General features: G+C 74.1%; 7 protein-coding genes and 1 pseudogene. 7 read left to right on the plus strand and 1 reads right to left on the minus strand.

Annotation, left to right across the window (positions count from 1 at the left end; all coding sequences use genetic code 11):
- The first annotated feature begins 404 nt into the window (after window positions 1-404).
- The 4 genes from AC2A1K_RS12740 to AC2A1K_RS12755 are packed head-to-tail and all read left to right on the plus strand — an operon-like array spanning window position 405 to window position 4,271.
- Window positions 405-1,244 (plus strand): DapH/DapD/GlmU-related protein, encoded by an 840-nt coding sequence (locus AC2A1K_RS12740; RefSeq protein ID WP_483896674.1) that lies wholly within the window; start codon window positions 405-407, stop codon window positions 1,242-1,244.
- Window positions 1,245-1,273: 29 nt separating this feature from the next.
- Window positions 1,274-2,578 carry an acyl-CoA dehydrogenase family protein gene (locus AC2A1K_RS12745; protein ID WP_483896675.1) on the plus strand — a complete coding sequence of 435 codons (1,305 nt, stop codon included), beginning with the start codon at window positions 1,274-1,276 and terminating at the stop codon, window positions 2,576-2,578.
- Complete coding sequence (locus tag AC2A1K_RS12750) at window positions 2,575-3,762, plus strand: DUF2332 domain-containing protein (protein WP_483896676.1); 1,188 nt, start codon at window positions 2,575-2,577, stop codon at window positions 3,760-3,762. The genes AC2A1K_RS12745 and AC2A1K_RS12750 overlap by 4 nt, the downstream gene beginning before the upstream one ends.
- A gap of 23 nt (window positions 3,763-3,785) precedes the next feature.
- A complete protein-coding gene (locus AC2A1K_RS12755) occupies window positions 3,786-4,271 on the plus strand; it encodes an NUDIX domain-containing protein (RefSeq protein ID WP_483896677.1) in 486 nt (161 codons plus the stop codon).
- Window positions 4,272-4,299: 28 nt separating this feature from the next.
- On the opposite strand, the pseudogene AC2A1K_RS12760 reads toward AC2A1K_RS12755, so the two are convergent.
- Window positions 4,300-4,713: pseudogene (locus AC2A1K_RS12760) on the minus strand (alpha/beta fold hydrolase); the annotation flags it as partial.
- 360 nt (window positions 4,714-5,073) lie between these two features.
- Between AC2A1K_RS12760 and AC2A1K_RS12765 the strand changes: the two are divergent.
- The 3 genes from AC2A1K_RS12765 to AC2A1K_RS12775 all read left to right on the plus strand — a co-directional run bounded on the left by AC2A1K_RS12765 (window position 5,074) and on the right by AC2A1K_RS12775 (window position 12,725).
- Window positions 5,074-6,969, plus strand: coding sequence for a methyltransferase domain-containing protein (locus AC2A1K_RS12765; RefSeq protein ID WP_483896678.1), 1,896 nt, complete (start codon window positions 5,074-5,076; stop codon window positions 6,967-6,969).
- An 815-nt stretch (window positions 6,970-7,784) separates the two neighbouring features.
- Window positions 7,785-10,325: an SNF2-related protein gene (locus AC2A1K_RS12770; protein ID WP_483896715.1), complete on the plus strand. Its 2,541-nt coding sequence runs from the start codon at window positions 7,785-7,787 to the stop codon at window positions 10,323-10,325.
- Between the two features lie 333 nt (window positions 10,326-10,658).
- Complete coding sequence (locus AC2A1K_RS12775; protein WP_483896679.1) at window positions 10,659-12,725, plus strand: ParB/RepB/Spo0J family partition protein; 2,067 nt, start codon at window positions 10,659-10,661, stop codon at window positions 12,723-12,725.
- Window positions 12,726-13,040: the final 315 nt, after the last annotated feature.

A 13,040-nucleotide genomic window follows, 5' to 3' on the forward strand; every position in this document is an offset into this window, starting at 1 on the left:
CGTCGCAGACCACCCCACGGCGGTCAAGCATCGCCCACGCCGCGCTCACCCAAGATCGACGCGACCGGCCGGGGCCCCACCGTCAACGGCGGGCGCAGTCCGGCGGGCCCCCGAGGTGCCCGTCCCCACTTGCTCGTCGCCCCTGCCCGTGCCCCGGGCCGGCCGGCACGGGTGGACGCCCGGAGGTGAGCACCGGCGTCGGGGGCGAGCGGTCAAGGAACCCGGGGCCGCGCCGACCGGGTGGTCCCCGCGTCTCGTTCTCGAGGTCGGGTGCCGGTTGGGCGGAGGGGACCACGCCGGTCGGAGGACCCCGGAACCCTTGCCCGTCCCTGCGGGCCCCCCGGCACCGGTGCTCAGGCCAGGGCCGCGTTCCACCCGCACCACCCACCGCCCTGGAGGCACCGATGACCGACGAGTTCGACGACGACGATCAGCGGCTCACCAATCCCCGCCCGCCGGTTCACCTGCGCGCGGCAGACGCGATCGCCCAGCAAGTGGTGACGATCTCGGCTGGCGCTCACGTCAGTCCGTGGGCCTTGTTCTGCCCCCGGGACCGGCTCGGTCTGCAGCGCAACATCGACGTCGGGCAGGACGTCGAGATCGGAGCACAGGCAGTCATCCACGGAGGGACCGCCCTCGCGGGCGGTGCCCGCGCAGAGGACCGGGTGATCGTGGGTCAGCCCGAGTTCGGGTACGCGTTACGCGCCACCCATCCCGGGAGCGGCCGAACCACTCGCGTCGGGTCCGAGGCAGTGCTGCGGGCTGGGGCCGTGCTCTACGCGGGCGTCCAGGTCGGTGCGGGCAGCGTGGTCGGCCATCACACTCTGCTGCGTACGGACGTGTGCGTCGGCCGTGACTGCCTGCTCGGGCACACGCTGACCATCGAGCGCGGCGCGGTGCTCGGCGACCGGGTCCGCATCTCGCCTGGTACCCACATCACCGCCGAGACCGGCGTCGGCGACGACGTGTTCCTCGGCGCCGGAGTGCGCACGATCAACGACAACGGCCTGGACTGGGAGGTCGGCGGGGGACAGACCCTGTTGACCCCGCCACGGTTCCTCGAGGGCTGCCGCGTCGGGTCAGGGGCTGTGATCCTGGGCGGGGTCACCGTCGGGGCCGGTGCCACGGTGGGAGCTGGAGCGGTGGTGCTGCGCGATGTGCCCGCCGGCGCCGTCGTGGCCGGCAATCCTGCTCGCACCCTGACGCCTCGCGGCCATCACCGCTCCACCGAGGGCACCCGATGAGCCCCCCGCACCGGCCTGCCGGGGCCTGGTTGCGCGCGCTGCGCGGCGCCCTGCCCGAGATCGACGGGCCCGCGTGGGACGGGATAGGCCGTTTCGAGGAGGCAGTGCGCGCAAGCCTGCCTGTTCTACCGCCACCGACCCAGCGCCCCGATGAACACGATCAAGACGGTGCCAGCCACATAGGTCCGCGGGCTCGCGCCCTGCTCGAGCTGCGACGCCTGCTCGTGGCCGGCACCGTTCACCCAGGCGAGCTCGGTCCCTGCACGACTACCGGGGCCGTACCGGCGCCCCGCGGTCCTGCGCACCGACCGGTCGCTGAACCCGACACGCGAGCGCTGCTCGGCGGGCCCGACCTCGCCCAGACCCTGCGCCAGTGGGTCACCGGGTACTACGACCTAGACCTACGCGACGTCAGCGGGCCCGGTCACGGCCGGATGATTCTGCGCCACGCCAGCGACCTGACCCGCAACCGGTGGGCCAGCAGGTTGGCGACCGGAGATCTCGCCGGAATCGCGATCACCGAGCCGACCGGCGGTAGCCGCACTCGTTCGTTGGCCACGCGGCTGATCCCCACCGCCACCGGCTGGGTCCTGCGCGGCAACAAGGCTCATATCAGCAGGTTGCATGAGGCGGCGGTATTCGTCGTGTTCGCTCGTGACCAGCACGACCGTCTCGCCGCCGTCGTCGTCGACGCCACTCGCCCCGAGCTGGCTCGCTGCGAGACCCCACCGGCCGGGCTGGCCGGGTGGTCCTGGGGAGCGCTGGAGCTCCGCGACGTCCCGATCGACGCCTCGCAGCTGCTCGGAAACGGCGACGACGACGCGGAGGGGATCTTTGCTGCTCACTTCGCCCACTACCGCGGTCTGGTCACCGCTACCGCGTTGGGCGCCGCCGCCGCGGTGCACGACACCGTCACCGCACATCTGGCCCAGCGACTCGCCCGCGGCGAGATCGAACGGGTGGGAGATCACGCCCTGATCGCGCTCGGTGCGACCCAGACAGATCTGGACGCCGCGCTGTTAGCGGTCCTGCACGCCCAACGACTGGCGGCCACCGGAGCGCCAGACGCGCCCCGGCGGGCCGCAGCCACCAAGGCTCTGGGGGTCGACACGGCCCGACGCACGACCGACCAGCTGCTGGGGCTCGTCGGAGCCGCGGGGTTCGGTCATGACCATCCCCTGCAAAAGGCGCGCCGAGACCTCGACGCGCTGCGCTACGCCGACGGCATACACGACTCCCTGCAGCGCGCGGCCGGGCTGGCCCTGCTGCGCGGTGAGACCAGCCAGCACTCGCCCGACCCTGTCGCCGCTTCGACCGAAAGGACCCAGCCATGACCACCCCCACGCCGCGCAGTTCGCACCGACCGCACGGCAACACCGTCGCCGGACCGGGAACCGAGCGCCGCATCGCCGAGATCGCCGCCGAGTTCCGGGGCTTCGCCGAGCACCGCGCCGGGCCCTACGCTCCGTTCACCGCCGAGCTGGCTCGTGCCATCAGTGCCGAACCAACCCTGCTCACTGCCGCAGCTGGTGCCCAGCGCGGGCAGAACAAGCCCGACCTGCTGCTCGCCGTGATCCGGGAGCTTGCCGATGAGCTCCACGACCTAGCGGCAGTGAGCGCGTACACCGACGCCGCCGGCGACGAGATCAAGCCGCCCGAGCCGTGTGGCCGCCAGGCCAGTGACGTCGCCGCGATCATCGACTTCGCGCGCCGCCACCGCGAACACATCGCTGCGCGGGTTCCGTCCCGGATCGCGCAGCTCAACGAGGTAGGCCGCGTCGCCTATCTGTATCCCGCGCTCGTTGCCGTCACAGCCACCACCTCGCGTCCACTCGGGCTGGTCGAGATCGGCGCCAGCGCCGGACTGCACCTACTCGCCGACCATTACCCCCTGCGCTACACCCGCCCCGGCCTGGCGGCTCTCCGCATCGACCCGCCGGTCGACGGCGGGGAGGCGGCCTTCCCCGAACTGGACTGCGCGCTGCGAGGCGCACCCGTTCCGGCCCTGAGGCCGCGGCCGAACATCGGCGCCCGTCTGGGGCTCGATCTGGCGCCGCTCGACGTCGCTGACCCCGCGCACCACAGGTGGCTGCGCGCGCTGGTGTGGCCCGAGCACTCGCGTCGCCGGGCACGCCTCGACCAGGCCCTCGCTGCCGCCGCGGCACGCGCCGAGACGACCGGCACCCGCCCTGTGCTCTACCGCGGCCACGCCGCCGACCGCGTCGGCGAACTCGTGGCTGCAGTACCGGACGACCAACACCCGGTCGTGTTCCACACCGCGGTCACTGCCCACATGACGCCGAGCGCGCGCGCGGAGTTCCACCGGGCGGTGCTGGAGGCCTCTCAACGCCGACCACTGAGCTGGGTCCGGGCCGAACCGCGAGACGATGCCGACCCCCAACGGCTGCGGCTGATCTGCTGTGCGCGCGGACGTCTCACTGCCGAGCGCGCTCTCGGGAGCTACCACCCCCATGGCGCCTGGCTCGGCTGGGCCACCGACGACGGGGGAGCGCCGTGACCGGTGCCCTATCCTGGGCACCCATGTCGACCGCCCCGGCCGCACCTGCCACCCACGATGACGGGTTGGTCCGCAAGCGCGGTGCTGCCACCGTGTTGTTCACCGATCCCGAGGGTCGGGTCCTCATCTTGGACCCGACCTACAAACCGCGATGGGAGCTGCCCGGCGGCGCCATCGAAGCCGACGAGTCCCCGGCCGCGGCTGCACGCCGAGAGATCCGAGAAGAACTCGGCATCGACCAGGCCCCCGGGGTCCTGCTCGTCGTGGACTACGTCCCCGCGAGCCCGACCCGGACCGAAGCCATGATTACCGTCTTCGACGGCGGCACGCTGCCCGACCTGGGTGCGCTCACGACCTGCCGCGACGAACTGCGCGGCGCCGCGTTCGTCGCCCCCGAGCATCTCGCCGAGCATCTCCCCCCACTACAGACACGTCGCGCCGTAGCCGCTCTCGAAGCCCGCAACAGCTCCCGTACCGCCTACCTCGAGGACGGATACCGGGTCCTCTAAGGCTCCGAGCGCACGCGAGGTGCTCGGCCAACGCCGCGAGGTGGTCGGCCATGGCCCGCTTGGAGTAGGCCCGGTGCTCGGCGTCGGTGGGCGGGGCGCTGGAGGAGCCGTAGCCGCGCAGGTCCGGGCAGACGACGCCGTATCCGAGCTCGCGCAGGGCGCCGGCGACGCGGTGCCAGGTCGCCGAGGTGCGGGGGTGGCCGTGTAGTAGCAGCACGGTGGCTGCGGTGTCGGGCTGCGGCCCCAGTGCGTGGCGGACCCGCAGCCGGACCGGGCCGAGCTCAATCGCTTCGTCGACGAACCCTTCGAACATCGCCCCATCATCCGGGCTGATCAGTCGACCTGGCTGCGCTCCTTGGCCAGCAGTTCGCGGTGGGCACGGGTGCGGCAGGAGTCGCCGGAGAGCGTGGACTTCGGCGTAGTGGACCAGGCGGTCGATCATGGCTGCGGCGACGACGTCGTCGGCGAAGATCCTGCCCCAGCGTCTCGTCGTCACGTGGGGCGAGCCAGGCTGAGGCACACCGGGCGGGGGCGAAGCGGGCGATACCCCGCGGCCCGCACCGACCGGGTGGACCGACCCCGCCGACAGGTGCCCGGCGTGCCGGTCTGGGGCCAGGGTCGGTCCGCGCCGGTCGGCGGAGCCTTCGGAGTCCCGCCCGTGGCCTGCGGCCACCCCCGCCCGCGTACCTCCACGCCGCTCGCGCCCCACGGGGCGAACGAGCCGCACCCGGCCGGGTTCACACCCGCCACCAGGTCGTCGGTCTTGGTCGTCCCGTTCCCGTGCGCGACGAGAGGCCCCGCGGTGAACTACGACAGCTCCAGCCCGACGGACACCCTGACCACCGCCACCACCACGACCGGCGCCCCCACGCGCCTGGCGCGCAGCCGCACCGGTGCTCTGCCGCGGCGGGACTCGATCGCCCGCCACGTGTGGCGTCCGGCGACCCAGGACGAGCTGGCGCCCTCCGGGGCGCGGGCGCGGGTGCGGGCGAACTTCGACGCGCTGCGGGTGCTCGACGAACTCGGGGCGCTCCCCACTGGTCAGACCCACGGCGGGCCCCTCGACCTCGGTGATGTGGCGGCGAGCGAGGCGCAGCGGCGCGTGCTGGCGCGCTGGTCAGGCTGGGGTGCGGTCCCGGCAGTGTTCGATCAGGCCGACCCGCGATTCGCCGGCGAGCGGGCGCAGCTCACCGAGCTGCTCGACTCGACCGCGCTCGCGGCGGCCGCGCGCAGCACCTTGAACGCGCATTACACCGATCTGGGGATCGTCACCGCGATCTGGGACGCCGTCGCCGCGCTCGGCTTCGGTGGGGGCGCGGTGCTCGAGCCCGGCTGCGGGTCGGGGAACTTCCTGCACCACGCCCCCGAGGGTGCGCGGGTCGTCGGAGTCGAGCAGGACCCGACCACCGCCCGGATCGCCGCGGCGCTGCACCCGCGGACCCAGGTGCGGTGTGAGTCGTTCGCCGACACGCCCCTGGCTGAAAGGTCGTTCGACCTGGCCATCGGCAACGTGCCGTTCGGGGCGGTCACCCTGCACGACCGGCGGCACAACCCGCGCCGCCTGTCGATCCACGACCACTTCGTCGTGGCCGCCCTGCACCTGGTGCGGCCGGGTGGGTTGGTGGCGGTGTTGACCTCGCGCTACACCCTGGACGCGCGCAACCCCGCCGGGCGCCGCGAGATCGCCTCCCTCGGTGACCTGGTCGGCGCGATCCGGCTGCCGTCGGGCGCGCACGACCGCGCCGCGGGCACCGACGCGGTCAGCGACCTGCTGATCCTGCGCCGCCGCGACGAGCACGCCGAGGCGCGCGGACCACTGTTCGACCGGATCACCCGCGTCCCCGGCTATCCCGAGCACGACGCGGCCGCGGTCAACACCTACTTCGCCGAGCACCCCCAGCGGGTGCTCGGCCGGTTCGCGCTGCGCTCCGGCCCGTACAGCGCGGCCAGCCTGCACGTCGACCCGCACCCCGGTACGCCCCTGGCAGCACAGCTCGCCGCCGCACTCACCGAGCTCGTCGACGACGCCCGCGCCGCCGGGCTCACCCTGCGCCGCGCGGCCACCTCGATGTCGACCACGGTGCCCGCGCCACGATCCAAGCGGGCCGCCCGTCAAGCCCGGCCGGTCAACAACACCGCGCCCGCGCCCGCTGCAGGATCCGGGCCACCGAGCCCGGCGTGGCGCGAAGGCCTGACCGTCGTCGACGCCGACGGAGGGTTCGGCCGCGTCACCGCCGGTGAGCTTGCCCCGCTCGAGGTGCCCGGCACACAGGTCGCGGAGCTGCGCGCGCTGCTGGGGCTGCGCGACACCGTCGTGGCGCTGCTCGACCTCGAGGCCGCCGAGCGCGACGAGACCCCGTTGATGCGCGCGCGGCGCGACGAGCTGGGCACCCGCTACCGCGCCTACCTGGCTGAGTTCGGGCCGATCACTCGGTACACCACCCGCCAGAGCGGGCAGCAAACCGCGCAGCGGACGTCGCGGTCCTACCGCGCCAGGGCGGGTTCCGCGACGACCCCTATGCCGCCGCGGTGTACGCGCTCGAGCACGGCTACGACCCCGAGCTCGGCACCGCGCTGCCGGCGGACATCTTCCGTCGCCGCGTGGTCGCGCCCCGCGCCCCGCGCACCGGGGCGGACTCGCCGGGCGACGCGTTGGCGATCTGCCTGGACCAGCACGCCCGCGTTGACCTCCAGGTAATCGGCGAGCTGCTCGGCGTCGACCCCGCCACCGCCCGCGAGCGCCTCGGCGACCTCGTCTTCACCGATCCCGGAGACCTCGAGACCGAGGACGGGGACGAACAGCACGGGGACGACCAGGCCGGGGACGACCAGGCCGGGGACGACAGTGATGGTGCGATCGAGGGCGAGCTCGTCCCGGCCGCGGAGTACCTGTCCGGGGACGTGCGGGCCAAGCTCGCGATCGCCACCGCGGCCGCCGAGCGCGACCCGTCGCTTCAGCGCAACGTGACCGCCTTGCGCGCGGTCGTGCCGGCCGACCTCGCCCCTGGGGAGATCACCGCGCATCTGGGGGCGGCGTGGATCGACGCCGCTGTGATCCAGGCGTTCATGCGCGAGGTCCTCGACGACGCGAACGCCCGCGTCGAGCACCCGGGCGGTTCGGTCTGGGAGGTCTTCGGCGCCCGCCACGGCGTCGCCGCCACCCAGCACTGGGGGACCTCGCGCCGGTCGGCCGGCGAGCTGGTGGCGGCGCTGTGCGAGCAGCGTCCGGTGCGGGTCACCGACACGGTGAAGACGCCGTCGGGGGAGCGGCAGGTCCTCAACGTCACCGACACCCTGGCCGCGCAGGACAAGGCTCGCGAGATCGCCGAGCGGTTCTCGGGCTGGGTGTGGGAGGACCCGCAGCGTGCTGCGGCGCTGGCGCGGGTCTACAACGACCGGTTCAACGCGATCGTGCTGCGCTCCTACGACGCCGCCGGTCCGGACACGCTGTCGCTGCCCGGGCTGGCCGAAGGCTTCACCCCGCGCCCGCACCAGTACTCGGCGGTCGCGCGGATGATCGCCGAGCCCGGGGTGCTGCTCGCCCACGACGTCGGCGCCGGCAAGACCGCCGAGATCGCCATGGGCGTGATGGAGCTGCGCCGCCTCGGGCTCGTGGCCAAGCCCGCGGTGGTGGTGCCCAACCACATGCTCGAGCAGTGGTCGCGCGAGTTCACCGCGCTCTACCCCCGGGCGCGGCTGCTGGTCGCCACCCGCGACGACACCTCCGCGCAGCGGCGCCGAGAGTTCGTGGCCCGGGTCGCCACCGGTGACTGGGACGCGGTGCTGATGACCCGCTCGGCGTTCGAGCGGATCCCGCTCTCGCGCGAAGCCCAGCAGACCTACCTCGACCAGGAGACCAACCGGCTGACCCGCTGGATCGACACCCTCGCCGCCAACGGAGGCGGGTCGGACCGATCGGTGAAGCGGGTGCAACGGATGCTGCTGTCCGCGATCGAGCGGATCAAGGCCAAGCTCGACGGCGCCGCCGACCCGGGGGTCAGCTTCGAGCAGACCGGGATCGACTACGTCTGCGTCGACGAGGCCCACCTCTACAAGAACCTGCGGACCCCATCGAACATCGCCGGCGCCGCGATCGAGGGCTCGCAACGCGCCCAAGACCTGGACATGAAGCTGTGGTGGCTACGCGGGCGCAACGGCCGCCGGATCGTCACGTTGGCCACCGCGACCCCGGTCACGAACTCGATCACCGAGACCTACGTGATGCAGCGCTACACCCGCCCGGACCTGCTCGAAACTGCGGGGATCGACGAGTTCGACCAGTGGGCAGCCACGTTCGGGCAGGTCGTGACCACCGTCGAGATGACCCCGGACGCGGCCGGATTCCGGCTCACCGAGCGGTTCGCGCGGTTCACCAACGTGCCCGAGCTGCTGCGGCTGTGGCACGTCTCGGCCGACATCAAGACCGCCACCGACCTCGCCCTGCCGATCCCCGCGCTGGCGCCGAGGCCCGAGGACGGCGCCCGCGCCCCGGCGACGGTCACCGTCGAGCCGAGCGAGGAGCTGCGGGAGTTCGTGGCGTCGCTGGGGGAGCGCGCGGAGGCGATCCGCGGGCGCGGTGTGCACCCGAGCGAGGACAACATGCTCAAGGTCTGCTCGGAGGGCCGCGCGGCCGCGCTGGACCTGCGACTGATCGGGCACCGGCAGCCCGGAAACGCCACCGTCGATCACGCCGCGGCCACCATCGCCAGGATCTGGCGGGCACACCGCGGGGACCGATTCGACCACCCCGACGGCACTCCGCACCCGGTCCCGGGGGCGCTGCAGATCGTGTTCTGCGACCTCGGCACCCCCACCCGCGCCGGCGCCACCGGCAGCGGGTTCGACGTGTATCACGGGCTGCGCGAGCGGCTGGTCGCGCGCGGGCTGCCGCCCGGGTCGGTGCGGTTCATCCACGACGCCACCACTGACGCGGCCAAGGGGGCGCTGTTCGCCGCCGCCCGCAGCGGCGAGGTCGCGGTGCTGGTCGGATCGACCGAGAAGATGGGTGTCGGGGCCAACGTGCAGGCCCGCGCGGTGGCGCTGCACCACCTGGATTGCCCGTGGCGCCCGGCCGACCTGCACCAGCGCGACGGGCGCATCCGCCGCCAGGGCAACCCCTACGGCGAGGTCGCGGTCTACCGCTACATCACCGAAGGCAGCTTCGACGGCTATAGCTGGCAGACCGTCGCGCGGAAGTCCGCGTTCATCGATCAGGTCATGCACGGCCGCCTCGACGTCCGCGAGATCGAGGACATCGGCGAGGCCACCCTGTCCTTCGACGAGGTCAAGGCGCTGGCCTCCGGGGACCCGCGGGTCATCGAGAAGGCCCGCCTCGACGCCGAGGTCGCCACCCTCGAGCGGCTCGAACGCGCCCACTGGCGCACCCAGCACCACCTCCAGCACACCATCGCCGTCGCCGACGACACCATCGCCGCTCTCGAGACCGACATCGCCGGCCTCGACCACGCGATCGCCGAAAGCCGCTCGACCCGCGGGGACGGATTCGCCGCCGACCTCGACGACGCAGGCGCTGTAGACGGGTCAAGGTCCTACACGGAGCGGGCCGCGTTCGCCGCCGACCTCGCCGGCGCCCTGGCCGGCTCGCCGGCTCGTGTTCGCGGCGGGGCGGGCGCGGTCGGGCACCTCGGGGGGCTTACCCTGCAGCACTCGCTGCACCGCGACCCCACCGGCCACGGCAAGGTCGAACACCATCTGGAGTTCGCCGAAGCGCCCGGCGAGCCGGTCGTGGCCACCCGCGACAAGCTCGCCGCCGGAGGCCTCGGGATCGTGGCGGCGCTGGAGCACCGCCACCAGCGCCTCGAGGTCCGCCGACGGCGCGCGGCCGACCGGCGGGACAACACCGGCCGGGAGCGGGCCCTGGCCCGCGAGCAGCTCGGCGCGCCGTTCGCGCGCGCCGACGAGCTGGCCGACAAGCAGGCCCGCGCCGAGGAGCTGCACCGCTCCATGACCGACCTCGCCCGCGCCGCACCTGACCTCAACCAAGTCGACGACAGCGCCGACGAGAACGGCCCCGAGGAGCTCGGCGCGGCCTGATGGCGGGCCGGGTCCGCGGCGGGTCGCGCGTGGGGCGAGGCGAGTCTGAGGGCCCGGGTGGGGGCAGGCCGGCGATGAACCCGGCCGACCCGCCCGGGTGGTCCCCGCCTTCTGGTCGTGAGCCCGCGCCTGGGCAGGCCTCGGGGGACCACGCCGCGCGGGCCAGTCGGAACCACTCGCCGGTCCGCGCCCGAGGGGCGCGGACCCCCACCTCGGGGCCCTCCCGGCGACTCGCGCCCCACGCGGCCGAGCACCGCCTCCACCCGAGCCGGGCCGGCCGCGGGCCTCGGTTTCACCTGCCCTCGCTCCACCCCTCGCAGGAGGCCTGCCGCCATGACCACCGACACCAGCAGCACCGACACCAGCAGCAGCGACACCGGCGCCACCGACGGCCGAGGACCGGCCGCAGGATGGTTCGTCCAGGCCCACGTCGACCAGCTGCTCGACAATCCCGCCGACCCGCGCGGCGGGGACCGCGACCAGGCCACGCTGGTCGAGTTCGCGAACTCGATGCGCTCGGTCGGGCTGCTCCAGGCGCTGACCGTGGTCCCCGCCCTCGCGGTCTCGAACGGCGCCCACGGCGTCGACGGCGTCCATGGCTCGGAGCGGTTCGTGATCTACGCCGGGCACCGGCGCCGCGACGCCGCCCGACTCGCCGCGGACCAGCTGCTCGCCGAGGCCCTCGGTCACGACGTCACCGCCGACCCCACGCTCGCCGCACTCGACATCGACCTCGACGCCTGCCGGGCGGACGAGGTCGGCGCCGAGGTCGTCGCGGCCGCGGACCGGTTGCGGTGGCTGCCGTGCCTGGTGCGCCCGGACCTCGCCGCCGAGGTCGGCATGGAGATCGCCACCGGGCTGATCGAGAACGGGATCCGCGACGACCTGACCAGCGGGCAGCGCGCCCGCTCCGCCGAGCAGCTCTCGCTGGCCGAAGGGTGGGACCTGACCCGGGTCGCGACGGCCACCGGCCTGACGCGGGCCCAGGCCCGGGCCGCGGCCGCGCTGCCGCGCCTCGGGGAGACCGCACGGCAGGCCGCCTACCGCGGAGACCTGTCGCTCGAGCACGCTGCGGTGCTCGACGAGCTGGGCGCCGACGGCGCCACCGACACCGAGCTCGGGATGCTCGCCCGTGGCGGCTCGATGTTCGAGCACCACGTCACCGAGCTGCGCAAGACCCTGCGGCGGCGCTCCGCGGCCGCCGAGCTGCGCGACGAGGCCGACCGGCGCGGCTGGACGGTGTTCGACGAGCCCGACGGCTACCCGCTCGACAGCGTGCTGGCGCCGCTGTGGTCGCTCTCGCGCGCCGAGGACCCCGACGGGTCGCCGCTGCTGGCGCGCGACGGCGAGGACGCCGACCCGACCCGCAGCCCAGTGGTCTCTCCCCTCGCCGCGATGCCGGATCACGGGGTGCTGCTGCACAACGATCCTTGGGCCGACCCGCGCCTCGAAGTGGTTTGCGCCGACCCCGACGCCCACGGCTACCGCCGCAGCCCGCACTCCACGCTCTACGTCGACCCCGGCGGCCTGGACCCGGACACCGCGCCCGCCGCCGATGCCGAGACCGGCGCCGAGCCCGGCGCCGACACGGCACAACCGCCGCCCGAGGACGAGCCCGACCACCACACCGAGGCTGGCCGCGACGGCGACTGTGACGATGCTCGCCAGGGCGGCGGCTCGGCTGGGGACGACGTCTCGGGTGCCGCCGAGTCGGACCTGGAAGCCGAGGGCGAGCGGAAGCGCCGGCCCGGCCAGGACGCGGCCCGGGACGAGCAGCGTCGCGCCGAGGCCGCTGCGGCCGCGCAGGAGGTCGCCCGGGTGGCCGCGGAGCGGGCGGCGGTGCGGGCGGCGGAGAACGAGCGGTTCGAGGCCGAGCGCGCGGCGCGGCAGGCCCGCCGTGACGCCCTGGAGACTGCGGCCGACACCCGGTGGCGGCACACCACCGGCCTGCTGCGCACTCAGAAGGGCGCCGGCGCGCATGTCGAGCTGCCCGCGGTGGTGCTGGCCCGGTTTCCGTGGCTGCTCGCCGACGCCGACGAGGCCGCCCATCGGGACGAGGTCGCGGCGCTGTGCGCCGAGCCCGACCGCAACCCGTCCAGCGGTGCGCAGCGCTGGAGCTCCGGGCGGGTGACCCACCGCGCGGTGGTGATCACGGCCTGGCTGCTGGATCAGAACCTTGCCGGCGCGGTGCTCGACGAGCCCACCGTGGAGCTGGGTGAGGCCGAGCCGGCCGTCTGGTGGCTGGACTACCTGACCGGGCACGGGTACCAACCTGCCGAGGTCGAGACCGAGGCCCGTGCCGCGCTCGGCGAGGTCATCACCGTGGGTCTCGCCCACGAGTACGGCGAGGGCAGCAGTGCCGGCGAGCACGACGCGGTTGAGGGCGACGGCCCGGTCTGACCCGAGCGCGCAGTGTCGGTACCTGCTGTGGTCTCGGTGCCTCGGGGGGGCGTCGAGTGGGGCGAGCTGGAGCCTCCGGGCGATCGTCGCCGCCGGGGCTCGGTGCCGCCCGAAGGTCAGCACCCCCGGTCGGGGTGGGTGGCAAGCGCTCCCGCCGACCGGTCCGGGTGAGACCGCCCCCTCGACGCTCCCGGAGTTGCGCGAGCTCCCGGGCTTCGCGCGTGCCCCGGCTCTCCGTTGGGCCTGCTGGCGAGTGCCGGTGCTGTTCCACCGGCGTCGGTAGGCCGCGTGCCAGGACCCGCGCAGCGGTGCGAC

The organism is Actinomycetospora sp. 2LY8.5 (assembly GCF_057180585.1).

Bases quoted from the DNA above. Each gene is read 5' to 3' on its own strand.
- AC2A1K_RS12740 (WP_483896674.1), top strand. From the start codon at position 405: ATGACCGACGAGTTCGACGACGACGATCAGCGGCTCACCAATCCCCGC.
- AC2A1K_RS12750 (WP_483896676.1), top strand. From the start codon at position 2,575: ATGACCACCCCCACGCCGCGCAGTTCGCACCGACCGCACGGCAACACC.
- AC2A1K_RS12755 (WP_483896677.1), top strand. From the start codon at position 3,786: ATGTCGACCGCCCCGGCCGCACCTGCCACCCACGATGACGGGTTGGTC.
- AC2A1K_RS12770 (WP_483896715.1), top strand. From the start codon at position 7,785: ATGATCGCCGAGCCCGGGGTGCTGCTCGCCCACGACGTCGGCGCCGGC.
- AC2A1K_RS12775 (WP_483896679.1), top strand. From the start codon at position 10,659: ATGACCACCGACACCAGCAGCACCGACACCAGCAGCAGCGACACCGGC.